21 protein-coding genes and 1 pseudogene are annotated in these 24,314 nt (G+C 71.5%); 6 read left to right on the top strand and 16 right to left on the bottom strand.

Features of this window, described 5'->3' with window-relative positions:
* Positions 1-118: 118 nt before the first annotated feature.
* The 5 genes and pseudogenes from ACFRFC_RS23875 to mgt all read left to right on the top strand — a co-directional run bounded on the left by ACFRFC_RS23875 (position 119) and on the right by mgt (position 5,585).
* Positions 119-1,057, top strand: coding sequence for a carbohydrate ABC transporter permease (locus tag ACFRFC_RS23875; protein ID WP_382692863.1), 939 nt, complete (start codon positions 119-121; stop codon positions 1,055-1,057).
* Entirely contained in the window at positions 1,054-1,887 is an 834-nt protein-coding gene (locus tag ACFRFC_RS23870) for a carbohydrate ABC transporter permease (RefSeq protein WP_382692862.1), read from the top strand. Before ACFRFC_RS23875 ends, ACFRFC_RS23870 begins: the two co-directional genes overlap by 4 nt.
* Positions 1,887-3,191, top strand: a complete 1,305-nt coding sequence (locus tag ACFRFC_RS23865) for an ABC transporter substrate-binding protein (protein WP_382692860.1) — start codon at positions 1,887-1,889, stop codon at positions 3,189-3,191. Before ACFRFC_RS23870 ends, ACFRFC_RS23865 begins: the two co-directional genes overlap by 1 nt.
* Positions 3,192-3,497: 306 nt before the next feature.
* Complete coding sequence (erm, locus tag ACFRFC_RS23860; RefSeq protein WP_382692858.1) at positions 3,498-4,274, top strand: ErmE/ErmH/ErmO/ErmR family 23S rRNA (adenine(2058)-N(6))-methyltransferase; 777 nt, start codon at positions 3,498-3,500, stop codon at positions 4,272-4,274.
* A gap of 44 nt (positions 4,275-4,318) precedes the next feature.
* Positions 4,319-5,585: pseudogene (gene mgt / locus ACFRFC_RS23855) on the top strand (macrolide-inactivating glycosyltransferase).
* 144 nt (positions 5,586-5,729) lie between these two features.
* Here the strand turns inward: mgt and ACFRFC_RS23850 are convergent.
* Complete coding sequence (locus ACFRFC_RS23850; RefSeq protein ID WP_382692856.1) at positions 5,730-7,979, bottom strand: MMPL family transporter; 2,250 nt, start codon at positions 7,977-7,979, stop codon at positions 5,730-5,732.
* Positions 7,980-8,361: 382 nt separating this feature from the next.
* On the opposite strand from ACFRFC_RS23850, the gene ACFRFC_RS23845 reads away from it, so the two are divergent.
* Positions 8,362-8,925, top strand: a complete 564-nt coding sequence (locus ACFRFC_RS23845) for a DUF1697 domain-containing protein (RefSeq protein ID WP_382692854.1) — start codon at positions 8,362-8,364, stop codon at positions 8,923-8,925.
* An 80-nt stretch (positions 8,926-9,005) separates the two neighbouring features.
* Here ACFRFC_RS23845 and ACFRFC_RS23840 read toward each other — a convergent pair whose 3' ends face one another.
* From ACFRFC_RS23840 to ACFRFC_RS23770, 15 genes are all read right to left on the bottom strand, one after another.
* Positions 9,006-9,761, bottom strand: coding sequence for a sirohydrochlorin chelatase (locus ACFRFC_RS23840; protein ID WP_382692852.1), 756 nt, complete (start codon positions 9,759-9,761; stop codon positions 9,006-9,008).
* Positions 9,762-9,766: 5 nt separating this feature from the next.
* A complete protein-coding gene (locus ACFRFC_RS23835; RefSeq protein ID WP_382692850.1) occupies positions 9,767-10,687 on the bottom strand; it encodes an ABC transporter permease in 921 nt (306 codons plus the stop codon).
* Positions 10,674-11,489 carry an ABC transporter ATP-binding protein gene (locus ACFRFC_RS23830; RefSeq protein WP_382692848.1) on the bottom strand — a complete coding sequence of 272 codons (816 nt, stop codon included), beginning with the start codon at positions 11,487-11,489 and terminating at the stop codon, positions 10,674-10,676. The genes ACFRFC_RS23835 and ACFRFC_RS23830 overlap by 14 nt, the downstream gene beginning before the upstream one ends.
* Positions 11,490-11,495: 6 nt before the next feature.
* On the bottom strand, positions 11,496-12,602 hold the full coding sequence (locus ACFRFC_RS23825) for an aliphatic sulfonate ABC transporter substrate-binding protein (protein WP_382692847.1): 1,107 nt from the start codon (positions 12,600-12,602) through the stop codon (positions 11,496-11,498).
* 380 nt (positions 12,603-12,982) lie between these two features.
* Positions 12,983-14,317 (bottom strand): sulfate adenylyltransferase subunit 1, encoded by a 1,335-nt coding sequence (locus ACFRFC_RS23820; RefSeq protein ID WP_382692845.1) that lies wholly within the window; start codon positions 14,315-14,317, stop codon positions 12,983-12,985.
* Positions 14,318-14,319: 2 nt separating this feature from the next.
* The gene (cysD, locus tag ACFRFC_RS23815) at positions 14,320-15,252 is read right to left on the bottom strand and encodes a sulfate adenylyltransferase subunit CysD (protein WP_382692843.1); all 933 of its coding nucleotides are present in this window, start codon (positions 15,250-15,252) and stop codon (positions 14,320-14,322) included.
* Positions 15,249-15,785, bottom strand: coding sequence for an adenylyl-sulfate kinase (gene cysC, locus ACFRFC_RS23810; RefSeq protein WP_382692841.1), 537 nt, complete (start codon positions 15,783-15,785; stop codon positions 15,249-15,251). The genes cysD and cysC overlap by 4 nt, the downstream gene beginning before the upstream one ends.
* Positions 15,786-15,877: 92 nt before the next feature.
* Positions 15,878-16,588, bottom strand: a complete 711-nt coding sequence (locus ACFRFC_RS23805) for a phosphoadenylyl-sulfate reductase (RefSeq protein WP_382692839.1) — start codon at positions 16,586-16,588, stop codon at positions 15,878-15,880.
* Complete coding sequence (locus ACFRFC_RS23800; RefSeq protein ID WP_382692838.1) at positions 16,585-16,764, bottom strand: hypothetical protein; 180 nt, start codon at positions 16,762-16,764, stop codon at positions 16,585-16,587. Before ACFRFC_RS23800 ends, ACFRFC_RS23805 begins: the two co-directional genes overlap by 4 nt.
* A complete protein-coding gene (locus ACFRFC_RS23795; RefSeq protein WP_382692836.1) occupies positions 16,761-18,458 on the bottom strand; it encodes a nitrite/sulfite reductase in 1,698 nt (565 codons plus the stop codon). Before ACFRFC_RS23795 ends, ACFRFC_RS23800 begins: the two co-directional genes overlap by 4 nt.
* 128 nt (positions 18,459-18,586) lie before the next feature.
* Entirely contained in the window at positions 18,587-18,670 is an 84-nt protein-coding gene (locus tag ACFRFC_RS23790) for a putative leader peptide (RefSeq protein WP_360852596.1), read from the bottom strand.
* A 127-nt stretch (positions 18,671-18,797) separates the two neighbouring features.
* A complete protein-coding gene (locus ACFRFC_RS23785; RefSeq protein ID WP_382692834.1) occupies positions 18,798-19,370 on the bottom strand; it encodes a GNAT family N-acetyltransferase in 573 nt (190 codons plus the stop codon).
* A 137-nt stretch (positions 19,371-19,507) separates the two neighbouring features.
* Positions 19,508-20,776 carry a hypothetical protein gene (locus tag ACFRFC_RS23780; RefSeq protein WP_382692833.1) on the bottom strand — a complete coding sequence of 423 codons (1,269 nt, stop codon included), beginning with the start codon at positions 20,774-20,776 and terminating at the stop codon, positions 19,508-19,510.
* Between the two features lie 86 nt (positions 20,777-20,862).
* Positions 20,863-22,149, bottom strand: coding sequence for a GAF domain-containing protein (locus ACFRFC_RS23775; RefSeq protein WP_382692831.1), 1,287 nt, complete (start codon positions 22,147-22,149; stop codon positions 20,863-20,865).
* A 431-nt stretch (positions 22,150-22,580) separates the two neighbouring features.
* Complete coding sequence (locus ACFRFC_RS23770) at positions 22,581-24,215, bottom strand: acyl-CoA dehydrogenase family protein (protein WP_382692829.1); 1,635 nt, start codon at positions 24,213-24,215, stop codon at positions 22,581-22,583.
* Positions 24,216-24,314 lie beyond the last annotated feature (99 nt).

Genomic DNA, 24,314 nt, shown 5'->3' with positions numbered 1-24,314 from the left:
GTTGGCGCGCGGTGTCTTGACGGCCCCGGTCGCGTTCACGACCATGACGGGGGCCCGCCGGGTCCCGAGCGTCACGAACCGTGCGAAGGAGCCGCCGCGTGACACCGGAGCCGCTGACGTGACCCTGGCGACCGAGGCCGAGCGCCCGGCCGGCCGCGCACCCGGGTCCCCGGCGCCCCGGCGGCGGCCCACCGGCCACGGCGGCTGGTTCCTGGTGCTGCCCGCCCTGATCCCCATCCTGCTGCTGAGCGTCGGCCCACTGCTGTACGGGATCCTGCTGGCGTTCACGGACGCACAGTCGGGCCGGACCGAGCCCACCCAGTGGATCGGCACCCTCAATTTCCAGGATCTGCTCAAGGACGGCCTGTTCTGGGAGTCGTTCCGGATCGGGCTGGTGTGGGCCGCCGGGGTGACCGTGCCGCAGTTCCTGCTGGCCCTCGGCCTCGCCCTGCTGCTCAACGAGCGGCTGCGGCTGCGCTGGCTCGCCCGCGCCCTGGCCATCGTCCCGTGGGCGATGCCCGAGGTCGTCGTCGCCATCATGTGGCGGCTGGTCTACAACCCGGACGCCGGCATCCTCAACGAGACCCTGCGCGACCTCGGCCTCGGCGACGGCCACGACTGGCTCGCCTCGCTCGGCACCGCCCTGCCCGCGGTGATCGTCGTAGGGATCTGGGCCGGTATGCCGCAGACCACGGTCGCCCTGCTCGCCGGGCTCCAGAACACCCCGCGCGAACTCCACGAGGCCGCCGCCCTCGACGGCGCCGGCGCCTGGCGCCGCTTCCGCACGGTCACCTGGCCCGCCCTGCGCCCCATCGCACTCGCCATCACCGCGCTCAATCTGATCTGGAACTTCAACGCCTTCGCCCTGGTCTACGTCCTCACCAGCGGCGGCCCCGGCGGGCGCACCCGGCTGCCGATGCTCTTCGCCTACGAAGAGGCGTTCCGCTACGGCCAGTTCGGCTACGCGGCGGCCATGGGCTGTGTGATGGTCGCCCTGATCTCGATCGCGCTCGCCGTCTTCCTGGGCGGCCGGCTCAAGGGAGGCGAGGAGTCATGAGGACCCGTACGGCGACCCGCGTGGGCCAGTACGCGGCCCTGCTCGGCTATCTCGTCTTCCTCGCCTTCCCGTTCCTGTGGCTGCTGTCCACCGCGTTCAAACCGCCCCGGGAACTCGGCAGTCTGCACCCCACCTGGATCCCGGACCGGCCCACGCTCGACAATTTCCGCCAGGCGTTCGAGGAGCAGCCCTTGCTGCGGGCCGGGCTCAACTCCCTGCTCGCGGCGGTCGCCGCCGCCCTGGTCGCCGTACTGGTGGCGACGCCCATGGCGTACGTCATGGCCCGGCAGCGCGGCCGGCTGGCGCGGGCGGCGAGCGGGTGGGTGGTGGTCAGCCAGGCGTTCCCGTTCGTCCTGGTGATCATCCCGCTGTTCCTGGTGCTGAAGAATCTGCGCCTGATCGACTCGGTGCCGGGCCTGGTGCTGGTGTATGTGGTGTGGGCGCTGCCGTTCGCGCTGTGGATGCTGACCGGATACGTCCGGGCGGTGCCGGTGGAGCTGGAGGAGGCGGCGGCCGTCGACGGGGCGGGTCGGCTGCGCACCCTGGTGTCGGTGACGGCGCCGCTGCTCGCGCCGGGCATCGTGGCGACGGCCCTGTTCGCGTTCATCACGGCGTGGAACGAGTTCTTCTTCGCGCTGGTGCTGCTGAAGACCCCGGAGAAACAGACACTGCCGGTGATCCTCACCCACTTCATCGGCGCGGAGGGCGTCGCCGACCTCGGCCCGCTCACCGCCGCGGCCGTCCTCGCCACCCTGCCCTCGCTGGTCGTCTTCGCGGTCATCCAGCGCCGGATCACGGGCGGCATGGTCGCCGGGGCGGTGAAGAGCTGATGCGCCGGACCGCCCGGGGAGCCCGGCTGGGCGCGGCCCTCGCGACCGCCCTGACCCTGCTGCTGGCCGGCTGCTCCGGCGACGGAGGGGACACGGGCCCGGACGGCCGGATCACCCTGCGCTTCCAGTCCCTGGCCTGGCAGGACGAGTCCGTCGCGGTGAACAAGGAACTGGTGGCGGAGTGGAACGCCACCCACCCCGACGTACAGGTGGAGTACGTCCAGGGCAGCTGGGACAGCGTGCACGACCAGTTGCTGACCTCCTTCGAGGGCGGTGAGGCGCCGGACATCATCCACGACGCGTCCGACGACCTCGCGGACTTCGCGTACGGCGGCTACCTGGCCGACCTGACCGGGCTGCTGCCGGACCGGCTCAGGTCCGAGATCCCGCCCCACACCTGGCGGACGACCACCTTCGGCGACGGGATCTACGGGGTGCCGTTCCTCCAGGAGCCCAGGGTGCTGATCGCCAATGCGCGATGGCTGGCGGAGTCAGGGGTACGGATCCCGACGCCGGAGACCCCCTGGACCTGGACGGAGTTCCGTACCATCACCAAGTCCCTCTCCGGGGACGGAAAGTACGGCGTGGCGTGGCCCCTGAAGGACCCCGTCTCCGCCACCCTCAACCTCTCCCTCTCGACCGGCGGGCAGCTCTTCCACCGGGGCGCCGACGGCAAGGTCACCATCCGCTACGAGCCGGGCGACGCGGTGGTGCCGGACACCGTCCGCGCCCAGGTCGAGACCGACGGCAGCGCCTCACCCACCACCCTCGGCAGCGGCGGTTCCGACACCCTGCCCGGCTTCTTCGGCGGCAGGTACGCGATGGTCCCGCTCGGCTTCTCCTACCGGCAGCAGATCGTGCAGCAGGCCCCGGAGGGCTTCGACTGGCAGGTGCTGCCCGCGCCCGCCGGGACGGACGGCCTGACCCAGGGCGTCAGCCCGCAGACCCTGTCCATCGCCGCCGACAGCCCGCATCAGCGGGAGGCGGCGGCCTTCCTCGACTTTCTCCTCCAGCCGGACAACATGGTCCGGCTCGCCCTCGGCGACTGGATGCTCCCGACCGGCACGACCGCCCTCGCCGACCCGGCCCTGCACACCCCCGACCACGACTGGGCCACCGGCACCGCCCTCGCCCCCCATCTGCGCCCCGCCCCCGCCCAGTCCGTACGGGGCTACCCCGAATGGAAGGACAAGGTGGCCACCCCGGCCCTCCAGGAGTACTACAGCGGAGCGATCGACGCGGCCGACCTGGAACACCGCCTGGAAACCGACGGCAACCTGGTACTGGCCCGCTACCAGCGCTGACCTGGGGCCCCAGGGGCGGGCCGGTCCGAAATTCGTTTGCACCCCCCGCCGCCCCTGCCTAGCGTGCTGTCCGTGGCAGGATGCAACGCAATTTTCTTCTCCGGTCTTGGCCGGGGCTGCACGCACTACACCCGAGTGCGTGGTTGCCCCGAAGCCCTGACCGGGCCGGGGCGCGACACCCGCTGATCCAGGGTCCTCACGACCCGCGCGGGCCACCTTCGCCACCCCTCTTTCTCTCTTTCTGTCTTCCGGTCAGGGCCTTCGGCTGCCCATTTCCCCTTTCACGGAAGACAAGGACCCGCAGGCATGGCCCGCCCGCCGCGCACCTCCCGTGCGCTCTCGCAGAATTTCCTCACCGACCGAGCCGCCGCCGAACGGCTCGCCCGACTCGCCGTACCGCACGGCGACCCCGCCCCCCTCGTCCTGGAAGTGGGCGCCGGGAACGGCGCGTTGACCCGCCACCTGGCCCCGCGCTGCCGGGAACTGCGCGCCTACGAGATCGACCGGCGTCTGATCCCCGCACTGCGCACCGGCTTCGACGGCACCCCGCATGTCCAGGTCGTCGCGGGCGACTTCCTGGCCGTCCGCCCGCCGCGCACGCCCTTCTCGGTCGCCGGGAACGTGCCGTTCTCCCGTACGGCCGACGTCGTGGACTGGTGTCTGCGGGCCCCCGCGCTCACCGACGCGACCCTGCTCACCCAGCTCGAATACGCCCGCAAGCGCACCGGCGACTACGGCAGCTGGACCCTGCTGACCGTGCGCAGCTGGCCGCGCTACGAATGGCGGCTGCTCGCCCGGGTCGGCCGCCGCAGCTTCACTCCGGTGCCGCGCGTGGACGCCGGGATCATCCGGATCGAGCGGCGCGGCACACCGCTGGTCGACGCCGAGGCGTACGCGAGCTGGCGCGGGCTGGTGGAGCTGGGCTTCACCGGGGTCGGCGGCAGTCTGCACGCCTCCCTGCGGCGGGCGCACCCCCGGCGCCGGGTGGACGCGGCGTTCCGTGTGGCCCGGATCGACCCGCGAGCGCTGGTGGGGGAGGTGCCACCGGCCCGCTGGCTGCGGCTGCACGAGGTGCTGTGCTGACCGCGCGGGGGAGCGGCGCCACGCCGGACACCTCGTTCCTCACCTTGTTCCTCACATTGCACGAGACGTCTCGTCTCGCATAGGGTGGGTCGTATGACGACCCCCACCCACCTCGCCATGTTCTCCATCGCCGCCCACGGCCACGTGAACCCCAGCATCGAGGTCATCCGCGAGCTGGTCGCGCGGGGCCACCGGGTGACGTACGCGATCCCGCCGGCCTTCGCGGAGCGGGTCGCGGAGACCGGCGCCGAGGTGAAGCCGTGGAACTCCACGCTGCCGGGTCCAGACGCGGACCCCGAGGCGTGGGGTTCCACCCTGCTGGACAACGTGGAGCCGTTCCTGGACGACGCGATCCAGGCACTGCCCCAACTGCGCGCCGCCTACGAGGGCGACGAACCGGACCTCGTGCTGCACGACATCGCCGCCTACCCGGCACGGGTCCTTGCCCACCGCTGGGGCGTCCCCGCGATCTCGCTCTCGCCGTCCCTCGTCGCCTGGGAGGGGTACGAGACCGAGGTCGCCGAGCCGATGTGGGCCGAGCCCAAACGGACCGAACGCGGCAGGGCGTACTACGCCCGCTTCCGGACCTGGCTGGAGGAGAACGGCGTACCGCTGCACCCGGACGACTTCGGGGGCCGCCCGGACCGTTCGCTGGTGCTGATCCCCAAGGCCCTCCAGCCGCACGCCGACCGGGTCGACACCTCCGTGTACACCTTCGTCGGCGCCTGCCGGGGCGACCGCCGCGCCCAGGGCGACTGGCGGCGCCCGGCCGGTGCCGGAAAGGTCGTCCTGGTGTCGCTGGGCTCCGCCTTCACGAAACAGCCCGCGTTCTACCGGGCCTGTCTGAGCGCCTTCGGCGACCGGCCCGGCTGGCATCTCGTCCTCCAGATCGGCCGGCATGTGGACCCCGCCGAACTGGGCGAGATCCCCGCCAACGCCGAGGTGCACGCCTGGGTTCCTCAACTGGCGATCCTGCGCGAGGCCGACCTGTTCATCACCCACGCGGGCGCCGGCGGCAGCCAGGAGGGACTGGCGACGGCCACCCCGATGATCGCCGTACCCCAGGCGGCCGACCAGTTCGGCAACGCGGAGATGCTGCAGACGCTCGGCGTCGCCAAGGTCCTCCCCACGGAGGAGGCCACCGCCGACACCCTGCGCACCCTCGCCGAGGACCTGACCACCGACCCGAAGGTGCGGGCCCGTCTCCGGGAGATCCAGGCCGAGATGACCGACGAGGGCGGCACCCGCCGGGCGGCGGACCTCATCGAGGCCGAATTGGCTGCCGCCGGGCTCCGGGCAGGGAAGGGCTAGGCGGGTTTCCTGGAGGGGTCGCCCCTGGGTGGGTCCCCCACGGGAGGGTTTGCCCCTGGGTGGGTCCCACCCCCGCGCGCCGAAGGGCCCGCCCCGTTCTCCCCCGAGAACCGGCGGGCCCTTCCGCGCCCGGCGCTACCCCCGCTACACCTTCACCGTCACCCCCTCCTCCCGAGCCTCCCCGCGCGGACTGACCGGCTCCGGGGTCTCGTCGTGGGTGAGGTCGGGCAGGCGGCGGAGCCAGCTCGGGAAGTACCAGTTGCGTTCGCCCAGCAGGGCCATGACCGCCGGGAGCAGCACGCCCCGGATGATCGTCGCGTCGATCAGGACCGCCGCCGCGAGGCCCACCCCCATCTGCTTCATGGACTGCATGGACAGCGTGCCGAAGATGGCGAAGACGGCGACCATGATGACGGCGGCGCTGGTGACGACCCCCGCCGTGGTGACCACACCGTGGGTGATCGCGTCCTTCGTGGTGCGCCCCCGCAGCCGCGCCTCGCGGATCCGGGAGACCACGAACACGTGGTAGTCCATCGACAGGCCGAACAGGATCACGAACAGGAACAGCGGCAGCCAGCTGACGATCGCGCCGACGCCCTCCGCGCCCACCAGGGACGCGCCCCAGCCATGCTGGAAGACGGCGACGAGAATCCCGTAGGCCGCGCCCACCGACAGCAGGTTCAGCACGATCGAGGTGATCGCGACGGTCAGCGAGCGGAACGACAGCAGCATCAGCACGAACGCGAACAGGATCACGAAGACGAACACCGGGACGACCGCGCCCACCAGCTGATCGCTGAAGTCCTTGGACCCCGCGACCTGACCGGTGATCGGCGCCTCGACGCCCTCGACCTCGCCGAGCGTCGCGGGCCGCACCTCGTCGCGCAGGATGTCCAGGCTCGCGCCCGCCTTGTCCAGGTCGGAGCCGCCGACCAGCGGGACATAGACGAACGCGAGGTTCTCCTCGTCGTGCACGCTGATCTCGACCGGCCCGCGCGAGGCACCCGAACTGATCGCCTGCTCACGGAAGCTGGCCAGCGCATCCCGCACCTCGGGCGCGTTGATGTCGTCGGCCTTCACCACCACCTCGGCGGGATCCGAACCGCCAGGGAAGGCCGTGTTGACCCGGTCGTACGTCTGCACGATCGGCAGCGAGTCGCCGAACTCCTGGTCCAGGGTGAGGTCCTGGGTCTTCATGCCGACCGCGGGCGCCGCCACCGCCAGCAGCGCGCCGACCGCCACCACGACCGACACCACCGGCCGGGCCAGCACGCCCTTGAGGACCGCGCTCCAGAACCGGCTCCCGCTGTTGCCCGCCGCGCTGCGACGGCGCAGGAACGGCACCCTGCCCCTCTCCACCCGCTCACCCAGCAGCGAGAGCACCGCCGGGAGCACGGTCACCGAGCCGACCATCGCGACCGCGACCACGATCAGCGAGGCCAGGCCCATCGCCTCGAACTCGGCGATCCCGGTGAACAGCATCCCCGCCATGGCGACACACACGGTGACGCCCGAGACGACGATCGCGCGTCCGCTGGTCGCGGCGGCGATCTGCAACGCCGTCTGCGCGTCCCGGCCGGCCTGCCGCTCCTCGCGCTCCCGGCGCAGATAGAACAGGCAGTAGTCGACGCCGACCGCCAGACCGACCAGCAGCATCACGGAGTTGGCGGTGTCGCTCATCGGCATCAGATGGCTCACCAGGCCCATCAGGCCCATCGTGGCGATGATCGCGGTGATCGCCAGCAGCACCGGCACCAGGGCCGCCACCAGCGCGCCGAACGCGATCAGCAGAATGCCCAGCGCCACCGGCACCGCCGAGTACTCGGCCTGCTTGAAGTCGTCGCCGAACGCCTGGTCGAACGTCTTCATCATGCTGGCGCCGCCGATCTCCTCGATCCGCAGCGACTCATGCTCGCGCTGGACCTCCCCGACCGCGTCCAGCACCGGCTGCACCCGCTCACCGGCCGTCTCGGAGTCCCCGCGCATGTCGAACTGCACCAGCGCGCTGCGCCCGTCCTCCGAGATGGTCCGCGTGTCGTACGGGGAGGTGATGCCCGTGACCTCCCCGGTCGCGTCGACGGCCTCGACCACCGCGTCGACGGCGGCGCGGAACTCACCGTCCGTGGCGGTGAGCGAGCCGTCCTTCGTCTGGATCAGCACCGTCTCACTGGCCGGTTCCTCGATCCCGGCGTCCTCGATCAGCTTCGCCGCGGTCTGTGTCTCCCCCTTGAGCTGCTCGCTGTCCTTGACCTCGACCGTGCCCGCCGCGGAACCGAGCCCCATCGCCAGCGCCACGAACAGCACCCAGATCCCCACGGCGGCCCAGCGATGCCGGGCACTCCAGCCGCCGGCCCGCGCGGCGATGCCCCGCACTCTCCTGCTTCGGTTCCCCATGACGGGCCTGCCCCCTCGTGCCCGGTGGCCGCCTGCTGCCGCCACCCCTCGCATCGAAGGTATGAGCGGGATAAAGCCATCTCGTCGTACTGCCCGGTGAAAGAAGAGGCGCCCGGATCATCCCTGCGTACCCCGGTCCGTCCGCTTCGGGGAGGACGGCGAAGGGCATGGGTCCCCTACACCTATCGGGGGTCCACGGGGCGCGGATCAGGGTCCGGTCCGTTCATGGACATCCGGGTTTGTCGTGACGGGAGCCCTGTCTGACATGTCACAGGTGCGTGAAGTGGTTGATCCGGGGCCCGTTTTTCGGCCAGAGTGCGCGGAGCACCACCGGCCGTCGTGCCCGCCCCCACGGGGCACGACGGCCGCATAGGGTGGCCCGATGACACGGACGACCTATGCGGCGCTGCTGCGCGGGATCAACGTCGGCGGCAGCCGCAAGGTCCCGATGGCCGAACTGCGCACCCTGATGGAGGGTCTGGGCCATGTCGGGGTCCGGACCTACCTCCAGAGCGGCCAGGCCGTGTTCACCGCGTCCCACGGCGACGAGGAGTCGCTCGCCGCGGAACTCGCCCAGGCCATCGAGCGGCACTTCGGATTCCCGGTCGGCCTCCTGGTCCGCGACCACGCCTATCTGAAGACGATCGCCGACGCCTGCCCCTACCCGGCCGCCGACCTGGAGGCCAGGCAGCTCCACGTCACCTACTTCTCCGGGCCGGTGGACGACTCCCGCTACACGGACCTCGACCGCGCGGCCTTCCTCCCCGAGGAGTTCCGCCTCGGCGACCGAGCCCTCTACCTCTACGCCCCGAACGGCCTCGGCCGCTCCAAACTCGCCGACACCCTGGCCAGCCCACGCCACACCAGGGGCCTGACCGCCACCACCCGCAACTGGAACACGGTCCGCAAACTCATCGAACTGACCACCAGCACCGAGAGCCGGTAAACAGGCGGTACGGCCAAGGCTTTGAGGGGCGCGGGGAACTGCGCGAGCAACCACGGACAACCCGCACCCCGCGAGCCTCCTCAGGCACCCACGGACGACCCGTACCCGGCGAACGCGGCCTGGGGCTTCGCCCGCTCATACCGCCCCAGCACCACCCGAGCCACCTCGACAGAATCCCCCAGCACGTCCGCGAGGACCTCCGCCCCGGCCGCCCCCCGCGCGATCCGATCCGGCAGAAACCCCGGCGCCAGCACATACGGCGCCACAGCCACCCGCGCACAGCCCAGCGCCCGCAGCCGCGCCACCGCGTCCTCGGTCCGCGGCAGCCGCGCCGACGCGAACGCCGGCCGCACGGCGTACCACCCGCTGCGCCACCACTCCCGCGCGATCGACTCGATCACCGCGATGGCCTCCGGGTCGGTGGACCCGGCGGAGGCCAGCACCACCCCCGTCGACGCCTTGTCGGCCGGCGTCAACCCGGCCTCGTACAGCCGTCGTTCCAGCGCGGAGAGCAGCAGCGGGGACGGGCCGAGGACCTCGGCCTGCCGGATCCGCAGCCCCGGCGGAGCCTCCCGCAGTACCGCCGGGATGTCCGCCTTCGCATGGAACGCCCGGGTCAGCAGCAGCGGCAGCGCCACCACGTCCCGTACCCCCTCCGCCGCCAGCGAGCGCAGCACCCCCCGCACCGAGGGGATGTTGAAGTCCAGGAACCCGGTCTCCACGCGCAGCCCCGGCCGCAGCGACCGTACGCGCTCCACGAGGGCGTGCACGGTCGCGGCGTGCCGCGGATCACGGCTGCCGTGGGCGATGACGAGGAGCACGGGTTCCTGGACCATGGCGATCAGCTCTTCACGAGCAGCCCGCGGCTGCGCAGCACCCGCCGCTCCAGCGGACTGAAGATCAGCAGGTCGATGGCGATACCGACGGTCAGGATCAGCAGGATCGCGAGGAACACCATGGACATGGAGCTGGTGTTGCGCCCGTTCTCCAGCAACTGGCCGAGCCCGACGCCGAGATCCGGCGAGGACGCGATGATCTCGGCGGCCATCAGCGACCGCCAGGAGAACGCCCAGCCCTGCTTCAGACCGCCCAGATAGCCCGGCAGCGCGGCCGGCATCACGATGTGCCAGGTGCCCTTCAGCCCCGTCGCGCCCATCGTGCGGCCCGCCCGCAGGAACAGCGGCGGCACCTGGTTCACGCCCGACACCAGCCCGTTCGCGATGGACGGCACCGCGCCGAGCAGGATCACGGCGTACATCATCTGGTTGTTCAGGCCCAGCCAGATCACGGCCGGCGGCACCCACGCCACCGACGGCAGCGACTGGAGCCCGGACAGGATCGGGCCGATGGCGGCGCGCACGAACCGGACCCGCGCCACCAGCAGCCCCAGCGGGGTGCCGATCGACAGCGCGAGCAGGAAGCCGAGCAGACCGCGCGAGACACTCGTCCAGATGTAGCCGATGAGATCGCCCTTGAGCCAGGCGCTCTCGACCTCGCTCCACACATCCCCGGGCGAGGGCAGCTTGCTCGGGTCGTCGACCACGCCGAACGAGATCAGCGCCTGCCACACCGCCACCACCAGCGCGATGGCGGTGACCGGCGGCAGAACCTTCTGCACCAGGGTGGTGCGCCACGGCGTACGGCCGGTCTGGACCGTGTCCAGGGCGTCGAGTCCCGCCTCGACACCGGCCTGATCGTGGCGGTCCCGGGTGTCCTTGCCGTCTCTGCCGTCCTTGGCGACGGAGGTGTCAGTGCTGGCCATGACGGCGGATCTCCCCACGCAGTTCTTCGGTGATCTCCCGGGACAGCTCCGCGACATCCGCGTCCTCGATGCGGCGCGGCTGCGGAATGCCCACGGTCCATTCGCGGGCGATCCGGCCCGGCCGCGACGACAGCAGCACCACCCGCTGCGCGAGCCGCACCGCCTCGCGCACGTTGTGCGTCACGAACAGCACCGAGACGCCCGTCTCGCTCCAGATCCGGGTCAGCTCGTCGTGCAGCACGTCCCGGGTGATCGCGTCGAGCGCCGCGAACGGCTCGTCCATCAGCAGCAGCCTGCTGTCCTGCGCCAGCGACCGGGCCAGCGCGACCCGCTGGCGCATCCCGCCGGACAGCTCGTGCACCCGCTTGCCGTACGCCCCCTGGAGCCGGACCAGCGCCAGCAGTTCCTCGGCGCGCTCGCGCCGCGCCGGCTTGGCCACCCCGCCGAGCTTCAGGGCCAGCTCGATGTTCTTGCCCGCCGTCAGCCACGGGAACAGCGCGTGCTCCTGGAACATCAGCGCCGGCCGGCCGTCGGTGGTGATGGCGCCGGCGCTGGGCCGGTCCAGGCCCGCCACCAGATTCAGCAGGGTGGACTTGCCGCAGCCCGAGGCTCCCAGGAGGGTGACGAACTCACCCGGGGCGACATCGAGCGTGATGTCGTCCAGGACGAGCTGCTGCCCGGCGGGGCCTGCGAAGGACTTCGAGACATGTTCGATGCGGGCGGCGTGCTCCGCCGACGTGCCGGCGTCGGCGGCCTTGGTGAGGGTCGTCGTAACCATGGTCGTCACCTCCTGGGATGTCATCGGGGCTTATGAAGTGACGCCGAGCCCGGCGTCGTCCACCGTGGCCTCGCCCTCGGCGGCGAGCACCTTGTTCAGCAGCGTGAGGTCGTAGATCCCGGACAGGTCGGGGGCCTCCAGCAGACCGGCCTGGACCGCGTGCTCCGCCTGGGTGTTCAGGGTGGCGGCCAGCGGGTCATTGGTGATCAGGATGGACTCCCACGCCGGGTCGATCACATCGGCGGGCAGCGGCTTGCCGGTGTCGGCCTCCAGCTGCGCGTTCGCGGACGCCTTCGCCTCGTCCGGGTTGTCGTTGATCCACTTATTGGTCTTCACCGCGGCCGTCAGCACGGCCTCCACGGCCGCCGGGTGCTCGGTGAGGAACGTCTGGGACACGATGATGTTCGTGATCACGAACTTCTCGTCCGGCCACAGCGAGGCCTCGTCCAGCAGCACCTTCGCGCCCTCGGCGACCAGCTTCGAGGCGGTCGGCTCCGGCACCCAGGCGCCGTCGATGGAGCCGGACTTGTAGGCGTCCGGGGCCACGCTGTTCTCGGTGCGGACCACTGAGACATCGCCCTTGCCGGACTCCGCGTCGACCTCCCAGCCCTGTTCCTTGATCCAGTTGAGGAACGCGATGTCCTGGGTGTTGCCGAGCTGCGGGGTGGCGATCTTCTTGCCCTTGATGTCTTCCAGGGTCTTGATCTTGTCCGGGTTGACCACCAGCTTCACACCGCCGGACGCCGAACCGCTGATGATCCGCAGGTTCTTGCCGTCGGACTGGGTGTAGCCGTTGATGGCGGGGGAGGGGCCGATCCAGCCGATGTCGATGGAGCCGGAGTTCAGCGCCTCGATCTCCGAGGGGCCCGCGTTGAAGGTGGAGTACTCGGGCTTGGTGGCGCCCAGTTCGTCCTGGAAGATGCCCTGTTCGCGGCCGACCAGCGCGGTCGCGTGGGTCAGATTGCCGAAGTACCCGATCCGGACCGAGTCCAGACCGTCGATCTTCTCCGCCCCGGCCGCGACCTCGGTGGTGTCATTGTCCGTGGACTCGGAGCCATAGCCGCAGGCGGCGAGGGTGAGCAGAGGGAGCGCGGCTATCACCGCGAGCGAGCGGCGAAGGGCGTTTCTGGCAGGCACGGGAGGTGTTCCTCTCGGTGGCCCGGCGGTCACGGCCTTTTCAGGGCGTGGCCGGGAGGTCGGCTGGTTTTCGCCGCGCGCGAGGCGCGTGGCGCAGTGCGGTGGTCATCGGACAGGGCATCGCGGAGGTCGCACGGTTCACGCACATCGCGCCACCCCGCCCTGTCCGCTGCCGAGGGTGCCGCTGCCGACGCGGCCGCCCTCTTTCGCGAACGTGGAGAAGAAATCGGTCGATCTCATGTCAGCCGCCCCCACCCATCTCGATCCGGCCTCTTTCGGTCCCACTCATGTCAGAAGTCCCGCTCATGTCAGGAGTCCCGCTGATGTCTGAAGTACCGCTCATGTCACGGGTGGCGCTCATGTCCGGAGTGACGCTCACGTCAGAAGTCCCACCCGTCGTCGTCGGTGGCGTCCCGTACCGGCACGGGCGCGGCGAACGACTCGCCGACCATGCCCGCGGTGAGGGTGGTGCCGTCCGCCGGGTCGATCAGGATGAAGGAGCCGGTGCGCCGCGAGTCCGCGTAGGAGTCGGCGGGCAGCGGCTCGGCGGTACGGATCTTGACCCGGCCGATGTCATTGGCGACGAGCTGCCCCGGGTGCGGGTGCAGCGACAGATCGTCCAGCGTCAGCCGGGACGGGATGTCCCGCACGATCGCCTTGACCGTGCGGGTGCCGTGCTTGAGCAGCACCCGGTGCCCGACCGTCAGCGGCTGGTCGGCGACATGGCAGACGGTCGCCTCCACGTCCTGGGTGGTGGCCGGCGCGTCCGCCGCGGGCACGATCAGATCGCCGCGCGAGATGTCGATGTCGTCGGCGAGCAGCAGCGTCACCGACTGCGGGGTCCAGGCCGCGTCGACCGGCCTGCCCAGCAGATCGATGCCGCTGACCGTGGTGCTCCGCCCCGACGGCAGCACGGTCACCTCGTCGCCGACCCGGAAGGTGCCCGCGGCGATCTGCCCGGCGTACCCCCGGTAGTCGGGGTGCTCGGCGCTCTGCGGCCGGATCACGTACTGCACGGGCAGCCGCGCGTGGCAGTGCGCCAGATCATGGCTGACCGGCACGGTCTCCAGGTGCTCCAGGACGGTCGGGCCGCCGTACCAGTCCATGTGCGCGGACGGCTCCACCACGTTGTCCCCGTCCAGCGCGGAGATCGGGATCGCGGTGACCTCGGGGACGCCCAGTTCGGTGGCGTACGCCGTGAACTCCTCGGCTATCGCCGCGAACACCTTCTCGTCCCAGCGGACCAGGTCCATCTTGTTCACCGCGAGCACGGCGTGCGGGACGCGCAGGAGGGCGGCGATGGCGGCGTGGCGGCGGGTCTGTTCGACGACGCCGTTGCGGGCGTCGACGAGGATGACGGTGAGTTCGGCGGTGGAGGCGCCGGTGACCATGTTGCGGGTGTACTGCACATGGCCGGGGGTGTCGGCGAGGATGAAGCGGCGTCGGGTGGTGGCGAAGTAGCGGTACGCCACGTCGATGGTGATGCCCTGTTCGCGCTCGGCGCGCAGCCCGTCGGTGAGCAGCGCGAGGTCCGGCCCGTCCTGGCCCCGGCTCGCGGAGACCCGCTGCACCGCCTCCAGCTGGTCGGACAGGACCGACTTGGAGTCGTGCAGCAGCCGCCCGACCAGCGTGGACTTGCCGTCGTCGACGGAACCGGCGGTGGCGAACCGCAGCAGCGTGGTGGCCGCGAGTTCCTCGGTCGTGATGGTGCTCATGGCTAGAAGTACCCCTCGCGCTTGCGGTCTTCCATCGCGGCCTCGGACAGCTTGTCGTCGGCGCGGGTCGCGCCGCGCTCGGTGAGCCGGGAGGCGGCGATCTCGGCGATCACGGCGTCCAGCGTGGTCGCCTCGGAGTCGACCGCGCCCGTGCAGGACATGTCACCGACCGTGCGGTAGCGGATCAGCCGCTTCTCGACGGTCTCGCCGTCCTTGGGCCCGCCCCACTCCCCGGCCGTCAGCCACATCCCGCCGCGCAGGAACACATCCCGCTCGTGCGCGAAGTAGATGTCCGGCAGCTCGATGCCCTCACGGGCGATGTACTGCCACACATCCAGCTCGGTCCAGTTGGAGAGGGGGAACACGCGGACGTGCTCGCCGGGCGCGTGCCGCCCGTTGTACAGGTTCCACAGTTCGGGGCGCTGGCGGCGCGGGTCCCACTGGGAGAACTCGTCGCGCAGCGAGAACACCCGCTCCTTGGCCCGCGCCTTCTCCTCGTCGCGCCGCCCGCCGCCGAACACCGCGTCGAACTTCTCGTCCTGGATCTTCTCGGTCAGCGGCACCGTCTGGAGCGGGTTGCGGGTGCCGTCCGGACGCTCCCGCAGCACCCCCCGGTCGATGTAGTCCTGCACGGAGGCGACATGCAGCCGCAGTCCGTGCCGTTCGACCGTGCGGTCCCGGTAGGCGAGGACCTCGGGGAAGTTGTGCCCGGTGTCCACGTGCAGCAGCGAGAAGGGCACCGGGGCGGGCGTGAACGCCTTCAGCGCCAGATGCAGCATGACGATGGAGTCCTTGCCGCCGGAGAACAGGATCACCGGCCGCTCGAACTCGCCCGCCACCTCACGGAAGATATGGACCGCCTCGGACTCCAGCGCGTCCAGATGCGAGAGGGCGTACGGACTTCCGGTCTCGGTCACCGTGGCCACGGCCGTCATGCCAGTCCCCTTTCGCTCAGCAGGGCGTACACCGAAGCGGCGGACTCCCGCACACTCTGGTGCTGCGACTCGATCCGCAGATCCGGCGCCTCGGGCTCCTCGTACGGGTCGTCCACGCCGGTCAGCCCGGTCAGCTCACCGGCGGCCTGCTGGGCGTACAGCCCCTTCACGTCCCGCTCGCTGCACACCTCCACCGGGGTCGCCACATGCACCTCGATGTACGCAGCCCCGCCCTCCTGGTGGCGTTTGCGCACCGCCTCCCGGCTGTCGGCGTAGGGCGCGATCACCGGGACCAGGGCCAGCACCCCGTTACGGGCGAGCAGTTCGGCGAGGAAGCCGATGCGCCGCACATTGGTGTGCCGGTCCTCGCGGGAGAAGCCGAGGCCCGCGGAGATGAACTCGCGGATCTCGTCGCCGTCGAGCACCTCGACCCGGTGGCCGTCGGTGCGCAGCCGGCCGGCCAGTTCATGGGCGATGGTGGTCTTGCCGGCGCTCGGCAGACCCGTGAGCCAGACAGTGGCTCCGGTCGTCACGTGGATCTCCTGGTTCGTCGGATGCGGCGGGGGCGTCGTCCGTGGCGCCGGGGGCGTCAGGGGGGTCGGATGCGTCGAAGGCGCGGTCATGGTCAGCCGTGCAGCCCGCACTCGGTCTTGCCGCGGCCCGCCCAGCGGCCGGCGCGCGCGTCCTCGCCCTCCCGCACCCGGCGGGTGCAGGGGGCGCAGCCGACGGAGGCGTAACCGTCCATCAGCAGCGGGTTGGTGAGCACGCCGTGCTCGGCGACGTAGGCGTCCACGTCGTCCTGGGTCCAGCGGGCGATGGGGGAGATCTTCACCTTCTGGCGCTTGTCGTCCCAGCCGACCACCGGCGTGTTCGCGCGGGTCGGGGACTCGTCGCGGCGCAGGCCCGTCGCCCACGCCTGATAGCTCTTCAGCCCCTCTTCCAGCGGCTGCACCTTGCGCAGCTTGCAGCACAGGTCGGGGTCGCGGTCGTGCAGCTTCGGGCCGTGCTCGGCGTCCTGCTCGGCGACGGTTTGCCGCGGGGTGAGGGTGATGACCCGGACGTCCATCACCGCCTCCACGGCGTCGCGGGTGCCGATGGTCTCCTCGAAGTGGTAGCCGGTGTCGAGGAAGACGACGTCGACGCCGGGCCTGGCGCGGGAGGCGAGGTGGGCGACCACCGCGTCCTCCATCGAGGAGGTCACACAGAAACGCTCGCCGAAGGTGTCCGCCGCCCAGCGCAGGATCTCCAGCGCGGAGGCGTCCTCCAGGTCGCGGCCCGCCCGTTCGGCGAGCGCCTTGAGGTCGTCGGTTGTCGGGGCCTGCGTCAGCGCGGTCATATCCCGTCCCCTCCTGTGGTGTCGTGCCGAAGTCCCCGGGACAGCAGTCCGAGGAACTTCAACTGGAATGCGCGACTGCACGCCGCGCATTCCCAGGCCCCGTGGCCCACTTCGCTGGGCCGCAGGTCCTCGTCGCCGCAGTAGGGGCAGTAGAAGGGTGCCGCGCGCTCGCTCATGACAGCGACTCCTCGCCGGCGCGGGTGACCCAGGCGGCGAACCGCTCGCCGTCCTCGCGCTGTTCCTGGAACCGGGTCAGGACCCGCTCGACATAGTCGGGCAGTTCATCGGAGGTGACCTTCAGACCGCGCACCTTGCGGCCGAAACCGGCCTCCAGGCCGAGCGCGCCGCCCAGGTGCACCTGGTAGCCCTCGACCTGCTCGCCGCTCGCGTCCAGGACCAGCTGGCCCTTGAGACCGATGTCCGCGACCTGGATACGGGCGCAGGCATTGGGGCAGCCGTTGATGTTGATGGTGATCGGTTCCTCGAACCGCGGCATCCGGCGCTCCAGTTCGTCGATCAGCGCGGCGCCGCGCGCCTTGGTCTCGACGATGGCGAGTTTGCAGAACTCGATGCCGGTACAGGCCATGGTGCCGCGCCGGAACGGGGACGGCGTGACCGTGAGGTCCAGCGCCTCCAGGCCCGCCACCAGGGAGTCGACCTGCTCCTGGGTGACATCGAGGACGATCATCTTCTGCTCGGCGGTGGTCCGGACCCGGCCCGAGCCGTGGGCCTCCGCCAGTTCGGCGATCTTGGTGAGGGTGGCGCCGTCCACCCGGCCGACGCGCGGCGCGAAACCGACGTAGAACAGGCCGTCCCGCTGCCGGTGCACCCCGACGTGGTCGCGCCAGCGGGCCACCGGCTGGGCGGGCGGCGGGCCGTCGAGCAGGGGGCGCTTCAGGTACTCGTCCTGGAGCACCTGGCGGAACTTCTCCGGCCCCCAGTCGGCGACCAGGAACTTCAGCCGGGCGCGGGTGCGCAGCCGCCGGTAGCCGTAGTCGCGGAAGATGGAGATGACGCCCTCGTAGACATCGGGCACCTCGGCCAGCGGGACCCAGGCGCCCAGCCGGACGCCGATCTTGGGGTTGGTGGACAGCCCGCCGCCGACCCACAGGTCGAAGCCGGGGCCGTGCTCGGGGTGGTCGACGCCGACGAACGCGATGTCGTTGATCTCGTGGGCCACGTCCAGCAGCGGGGAGCCGGAGATCGCGGACTTGAACTTGCGGGGCAGGTTGGAGAAGTCCTTGTTGCCCACGATCCGGCGCTGGATCTCGTCCACCGCCCAGGTGCCGTCGATGATCTCGTCCTCGGCGATGCCCGCGACCGGCGAGCCGAGGATCACCCGGGGGGTGTCGCCGCACGCCTCGGTGGTGGACAGGCCGACGGCCTCCAGCCGGTTCCAGATCTCGGGGACGTCCTCGATACGGATCCAGTGGTACTGCACGTTCTGCCGGTCGGTGAGGTCGGCGGTGCCGCGCGCGAACTCCTGCGAGATCTCGCCGATCACCCGCAGCTGCGCGGTGGTCAGCCGGCCGCCGTCGATGCGCACCCGCAGCATGAAGTACTCGTCGTCCAGCTCCTCCGGCTCCAGGATCGCGGTCTTGCCGCCGTCGATCCCGGGCTTGCGCTGGGTGTACAGACCCCACCACCGCATCCGGCCGCGCAGGTCGTTGGGGTCGATGGAGTCGAAACCGCGCTTGGAATAGATCGTCTCAATGCGTGTCCGCACATTGAGACCGTCGTCGTCCTTCTTGAACTGCTCGTTGCCGTTCAGCGGGGTGTGATGTCCGACGGCCCACTGGCCCTCGCCGCGGTGACGGCTCACCTTGCGGCGGGGCGCGGAGGCGGCGGGCTTCTCAGGGGTGGCGGCCATGATGAAGACGTCCTTCGGAACAGGCGGAAAGCAGCTCTGACCTGCGCGTAAGGGCGCATGGCGGCATGCTTGCGCGGCATTGCGCAAAGGGGGAGGGTGGTGCGGGGGCTACGGCGGCGCTGGTGCGGTCAGCCGGCCGGACAGATGGCGCTGGACATGCGGCCGAGGTCGACGTGCCGTCGGCTCACCAAGGCGACTCCAGTTCCAGACATGACGGAAGCGTGGCACGGCGTTCTGGACACAGTCCAGCATTATCCACGATGTGGACACCCTTGTCCCGAAGGGTGAGACGAGAGTGTGATCGGTCACACGGTCCGCCGCAGGGCTTGTCGGCGCAGGTCAGGCAGGGTAGGCCCCCGGCCAGGGACCCGGAGTGGGTACCTCCGCTTCCTCCTCGACCTTGGTGTCGAACAGCGCGAACCCCCGGCGAAGATAGTTGTCCATCGCATGTGAGCCATCCTTGCTACAGGTGTGCAGCCACACCCGCTTGGTCACCGCGAGCCCCGGCCAGCGCTCGGCGAGATCCCACGCGCGGGCGGCGCCGTACGCCAGCAGATGACCGCCGATCCGCCGGCCCCGGAAGGCCGGGATCAGCCCGAAGTACTCGATCTCCACCACGCCGTCGTCGCCGGGCGCCAGTTCCACGTACCCGGCGGGCGTGCCGCGCTCGTAGGCCACCCAGGTCTCCACGCCCGGCCGCTCCAGTTGCCCGCGCCACTGCTCGTACGTCCAGCTCAGCCGGTCGGTCCAGCGGATGTCCTGGCCGACCGAGGCGTACAGGAAGCGGCTGAACTCCGGTGAGGGCACCTCGGCGCGGACGATCCGGACATCGCCCTCGGGGGCGGCGGAGGGCAGCAGATCGGACCGGTCCGTCTGCTCCAGGGACCAGGTGGTCACGGCGATGTTGCTCATGCCGGCCAGGGAATCATCCGACGGCCGGATCTGTCGATCGGCCTGTGCGGGCAGGGGCGAGGGCCGGGGGTGCGGGCAAGGGGGTACGGGGCCGGGGGCGCGGGCGAGGGGTACGGGCGGGGTTACCGGCGGGGCGGTCAGCCCAGGGAGTCGTCCACCGAGGCCAGGGGCAGGGCGAAGAGCGCGTGGTCCGACTGGGACCACAGCTCGCCCGTCTGTGCCCAGTACGACAGGGGCGCGGCCGAACCGCTCCAGCAGGTGCGGAACTCCTCCGCCCCGCACTCGGCGGCCTTGGCTCCCTCGGTGCTCTGCCACCACAGGGTGCCGCGGTCCGTGTCGGGGTCCGCGGGCCGGCTCAGATACCAGCCGGACCGGTACGCCAGCACCCCGCGCACCCCGGTGGCCTGAGTGCGGTACGCCTCCTCGGGCGTGGCCAGGCCCCCGGCACCGGTGACCAGCGGACCCGACAGGGCGTCCTCGGTCAGCGGATAGCGCCACAGCCTGCTGCCGCCCTCCGCGTCGGCCGGCACCCACTCGCTCGCCACCAGGGTGTCGGGCGCGGTGCTGCGGTCCAGGGAGAGGGCGTCCGGGTGGACCTCGCCGGTGTAGGCGGCCACCGCGGGCAGCACGAACGGCTGTCCGGCCGCCGACCAGCCGTCGGCCACCTTGCCCACGGCCGGTTCGCTGACGGTGGTGCGGTGGATGCGGTCCAGGTCGAAGACGTACAGCGCGTCGGCGTCCGTGTCGGCGGTGGTGACGACGAGTTTGTCGCCGTACCAGACCATTCCGCTCAGCCGGGAGTCCAGGCCCTGGTAGTCGCGGCCGTCGTCGTCCGGGACGACCAGCAGGGCGAAGGAGTAGTCGGGGCGGGCGCTGTCGGCGTCGACGAAGGCGACCCGGGCGAGATCGTCCCCGGTGCCGGAGTTCTCGGCGGACCAGCCGGAGAGGATCACCTGGTGCTGTCCCCAGCGGCCGTCGTCGTCGGCGTCGCCGGACGTGGTGACCGCGCCCGCCGTCCAGCCCCGGGTGTCGGCCGGGTCCCAGCAGTAGGCGCGGGTGGCCGCCGGGGTGACGGGCAGCGCGGCCCGGTCGGCGGAGGGACAGTGGTCCGCGTCGCGCAGGGCGCCCTCGGGCTCGGCCAGGACGGTGCTCACCCCGACCGGGGCGCCCAGGGAGGCGCTGAGCCGGTTCAGGGAATCGCCGGGCACCGGGTCCTCGGCGAGGGCCAGCGGGGCGGTGGCGCCGGGGGAGGTGAGCGGCTCCAGGGGGCCCGGATCGCCGGTGCTGGTGGCCTGGGAGACGCTGATCATGGTGGCGGTGGCGGTGAGCGCCAGTGCCGCTCCGGCCAGGGTGGCCCGCAGCGCCCTGCCTCGCCTGCGCCGACGGTGTCTGCCGCGTTGCTTCATGGATCCTCCCGAGGCCGGGCCAACTGCGCCTGATGATCCGTACGTTGACTGAGGCGCAGGTGGGGTGGCCCGGAAAGGATGCTACGTCAGGTACCCGGGTTCGCGGACGAAGACGCAGCAAAAAGCCGTGCGCCGATCACCGCGGGGGCGCTGGAGCAGGGCAGCAGATCGCGTGGGTCGGCGGGCGGCAGCACCTCGACGTCCGCCTGTTCGCAGAAACGATACGGCCGATGTTCCAGCAGGCTGCCGAGGTAGCGCCGCACCCGGGACAGCTCCGCCCGCACGGTCACCGTGCGGCCCGGATCGCCGAACATGTCCTCGGCCAGATCCGCCGCGCTGCGGCCGGCGCGATGGGTCGCCAGCAGATAGAGCAGTTCGGCGTGGCGCGGGCTCAGCTCCCGGCTCCAGGTGCCCGCGCCGCCGGAGACCTCGACGCAGGGGCGGCGCGGATGGGTGAGGTCCAGCACGATCCGTGAGCCGTCCTCGTCCAGCGGCTCGTCGGCGATCCGCAGCAGCCAGCCGTCGCCCAGCGGCTCCACCACGCACATCCCGAGCCCCGGCACGGTCCGCCGCCCCGGGGCGCACGACCTGGGCAGCGCCACCCGGCTGAGGTAGGGCGTCCCGGTGACCGCCGCCGTCCAGCCGTCCCGGTCCACCGCGAGGGCCCGGCCGCCGAGCCTGGCCAGCACCGGCGCGGCCACCGCGCGCAGCCGGTCGAGTTCGCCGCAGTGGCGTTCACGCAGCCGGGCCTCGGCCAGCTTGGCCACCGAGTCGACCCAGGCGAGCGTCGCCGGGTGCATGGTCTCCAGCGGTCCGCTGAGGTCGACCACGCCGATCAGCCGGCCGTCGCGCGGATCGGTGATCGGCGCCCCGGCGCAGGTCCACTCGGCGCAGGTGGCGACGAAGTGCTCGGAGGCGAAGACCTGCACCGGCCGCCGGACCACCACGGGCGTGCCGACGCCGTTGGTGCCGACCACGTCCTCGCGCCAGTCGGCGCCCAGTTCGAAGCCCAGCCCGTCGGCCATCCGCAGCACCGGGGAACTGCCCTCCCGCCACAGCACCCGGCCCTCCTCGTCGGCCACCACCATGATGTGCCGGGCGGTGTCCGCGACCGACAGCAGCCCCTGGCGCAGCACCGGCAGCACATGCCGCAGCGGCGAGGTCTCCCGGCGCCGGAGCACCTCGTCGGTGTCCAGCAGCCCGGGGCGGAAATGCCGGTCGGGGTCGACACCGCCACGCAGCATCCGTCCCCAGGACTGCTCGATGACCGGCCGGGGCGCGATCCGGGCACGCTCCCCGGCCAGCCGCGCGGCACGCACCTCGCGCAGTATCCGAGCCGCGCGCGCCGCGTCCACGGCGGCGAGTTGCGTCATGTGCGTCGGCGCCTTCGCCACTGATGTCCTCCCGCAGAGCCCTGTACCGCCACCGGATGTCAAGCGCCGTCAACGACGCTTTCCGGCCGCGTTCGCCTGGCCATTCCATCGTGCCTGTCCGTTCATAGTGCCTGTCCGTGGGTAACGGACGGGCACAGTCCGGGCACACACGCGCTCAAAGTTGCAACCCTCTGCAACCCTGGTGAACGACCCTGGGGTGGCTGAAACTTGAACCACGTCGCCCCTGCGGGCGTCCGTGGGCCCGTTGCCGGGCCGGCGTCGCGGGGGTGGTGCCGTGTCGGCGCAGCACCACCCTCGCCACTGTGCGCCCCGCCGGGCGGCATCGGACAGCCGCCCAGGCCGGGGCCGTACGGGCCGTACGCCCGACCGGATCAGCCGGCCGGATCAGCCGACCGGATCCCCGAGCCGGATCAGCCGGCCGGCATCGCCCGCTCCACCAGCTCCCCGAGCGGCAGCGTGTGCGGCAGCGTGCCGAACGCCGCACCCCCGTCACCGCCCAGCCGCGACGCACAGAACGCGTCAGCCACCGCCGGGGGCGCGTACCGCACCAGAAGCGCCCCTTGCAGCACCAGCGCCAGCCGTTCGGCCAGCCGCCGGGCCCGTGCCTCGACGCCCTCCAGATCGGCCAGTTCGGTCAGCAGGTCCCGGATCGCCCGGTCCAGCCGGTGATCGGCGCCCCGCGCCGCACCGACCTCCAGCAAATAGGCGTCCAGCGCGTCCGGTTCCCGCCGCAGCGCCCGCAGCACATCCAGCGCCTGGACGTTCCCGGCCCCGTCCCACAGCGAGTTCAGCGGCGACTCGCGCACCAGCCGGGGCAGCCCCGACTCCTCCACATAGCCGTTGCCGCCCAGACACTCGGCCGCCTCCACCACCATCGGCGTACACCGCTTGGTCACCCAGTACTTGGCGGCCGGCACCGCGATCCGCAGCAGCGCCCGCTCCTGCTCGCCCCCGTCGTCGCAGGCCGCCGCCAGCCGCATCGTCAGCGTGGTCGCCGCCTCCGACTCCAGCGCCAGATCGGCCAGCACATTGCGCATCAGCGGCAGATCCAGCAGCGGACCGCCGAACGCCCCCCGGTGCGCGCAGTGATGGACCGCCTGCACGAGCGCCTGCCGCATCTGGCCCGCGGAGCCGAGTGCGCAGTCCAGCCGGGTCGCGGTGACCATCCGCATCATGGTCGCCACCCCGCGCCCCTCCTCGCCGACCCGGCGGGCCCAGGTCCCGGCGAACTCGACCTCGGCGGACGCATTCGAACGGTTGCCCAGTTTGTCCTTGAGCCGCTGAAGTAGAAAGACGTTCCTGCTGTTGTCCTCCAGCACCCTCGGCACCAGGAAACAGGTCAGCCCGCCCGGCGCCTGCGCCAGCACCAGGAAGCCGTCCGACATCGGCGCCGAGCAGAACCACTTGTGCCCGGTCAGGTGATACGTCCCGGCCTCCGCCAGCGGGCGCGCGAGGGTGGTGTTGGTCCGTACGTCGCTGCCGCCCTGCTTCTCCGTCAGGCACATCCCGAACAGCGCCCCGGCCTTCTCCCGGGCCGGGCGCAGCCCCCGGTCGTAGATCTCCGACGTCAGCCGCGGCTCCCACTCCGCGGCGAGCGCGGGATCGGCCCGCAGCGCGGCCACCGCCGCGTGCGTCATCGACAGCGGGCAGGTGCTGCCCGCGTCGACCTGCGTCCACACCAGGAACGCCGCCGCCCGCCGCACCTGTCCGCCGGGCCGCGTCCAGGCCGACGTCAGGCCCGACCCGACACCCTTGCCGAGCAGCCGGTGCCACGCCGGATGGAACTCCACCTCGTCGATCCGATGGCCGTACCGGTCATGGGTGCGAAGGCGCGGCGGATACTCGTTCGCCTGCACCCCCCACTCCTGTACCTGGGCGGATCCGGCGCTCCTGCCGAGGGCCGACAACTCGCCGCGGGCCTCCTCCAGCGGTAGCGGGGCGAGATGGCGTTCGACGGCCGCCACCAGCGCGCGGTCGGCCGAGTAGACGTCGTATCCGAGGAGCGGTGGTGGCTGGTTGGTGACGGTGTGCGTGCTGCGTGCCATGATCCTCAAACCTACCGTCAGGTAGCGAACCGATCGGCTCGCGGACACGCGTTCCCCTGCCCGCCCCCCACCTGGGTGAGTGATGCCTGGCCAGGCCGA

The organism is Streptomyces sp. NPDC056734, assembly GCF_042790455.1.
Classification (GTDB): Bacteria; Actinomycetota; Actinomycetes; order Streptomycetales; family Streptomycetaceae; genus Streptomyces.
Note: the sequence above shows the minus strand (reverse complement) of the source record. Positions and strands in the feature narration are given on the sequence as shown.

Excerpts from the sequence above, each read along its gene's own strand:
- ACFRFC_RS23845 (WP_382692854.1), top strand. The coding sequence starts at position 8,362 with ATGACACGGACGACCTATGCGGCGCTGCTGCGCGGGATCAACGTCGGC.
- ACFRFC_RS23850 (WP_382692856.1), bottom strand. The coding sequence starts at position 7,979 with ATGGGGAACCGAAGCAGGAGAGTGCGGGGCATCGCCGCGCGGGCCGGC.
- erm (WP_382692858.1), top strand. The coding sequence starts at position 3,498 with ATGGCCCGCCCGCCGCGCACCTCCCGTGCGCTCTCGCAGAATTTCCTC.
- ACFRFC_RS23835 (WP_382692850.1), bottom strand. The coding sequence starts at position 10,687 with ATGGCCAGCACTGACACCTCCGTCGCCAAGGACGGCAGAGACGGCAAG.
- ACFRFC_RS23840 (WP_382692852.1), bottom strand. The coding sequence starts at position 9,761 with ATGGTCCAGGAACCCGTGCTCCTCGTCATCGCCCACGGCAGCCGTGAT.
- ACFRFC_RS23790 (WP_360852596.1), bottom strand. The coding sequence starts at position 18,670 with ATGTCTGGAACTGGAGTCGCCTTGGTGAGCCGACGGCACGTCGACCTC.
- ACFRFC_RS23820 (WP_382692845.1), bottom strand. The coding sequence starts at position 14,317 with ATGAGCACCATCACGACCGAGGAACTCGCGGCCACCACGCTGCTGCGG.
- ACFRFC_RS23780 (WP_382692833.1), bottom strand. The coding sequence starts at position 20,776 with ATGAAGCAACGCGGCAGACACCGTCGGCGCAGGCGAGGCAGGGCGCTG.
- ACFRFC_RS23770 (WP_382692829.1), bottom strand. The coding sequence starts at position 24,215 with ATGGCACGCAGCACGCACACCGTCACCAACCAGCCACCACCGCTCCTC.
- cysD (WP_382692843.1), bottom strand. The coding sequence starts at position 15,252 with ATGACGGCCGTGGCCACGGTGACCGAGACCGGAAGTCCGTACGCCCTC.
- ACFRFC_RS23865 (WP_382692860.1), top strand. The coding sequence starts at position 1,887 with ATGCGCCGGACCGCCCGGGGAGCCCGGCTGGGCGCGGCCCTCGCGACC.
- ACFRFC_RS23870 (WP_382692862.1), top strand. The coding sequence starts at position 1,054 with ATGAGGACCCGTACGGCGACCCGCGTGGGCCAGTACGCGGCCCTGCTC.
- ACFRFC_RS23795 (WP_382692836.1), bottom strand. The coding sequence starts at position 18,458 with ATGGCCGCCACCCCTGAGAAGCCCGCCGCCTCCGCGCCCCGCCGCAAG.
- ACFRFC_RS23800 (WP_382692838.1), bottom strand. The coding sequence starts at position 16,764 with ATGAGCGAGCGCGCGGCACCCTTCTACTGCCCCTACTGCGGCGACGAG.
- ACFRFC_RS23830 (WP_382692848.1), bottom strand. The coding sequence starts at position 11,489 with ATGACATCCCAGGAGGTGACGACCATGGTTACGACGACCCTCACCAAG.
- ACFRFC_RS23785 (WP_382692834.1), bottom strand. The coding sequence starts at position 19,370 with ATGAGCAACATCGCCGTGACCACCTGGTCCCTGGAGCAGACGGACCGG.
- ACFRFC_RS23805 (WP_382692839.1), bottom strand. The coding sequence starts at position 16,588 with ATGACCGCGCTGACGCAGGCCCCGACAACCGACGACCTCAAGGCGCTC.
- ACFRFC_RS23775 (WP_382692831.1), bottom strand. The coding sequence starts at position 22,149 with ATGACGCAACTCGCCGCCGTGGACGCGGCGCGCGCGGCTCGGATACTG.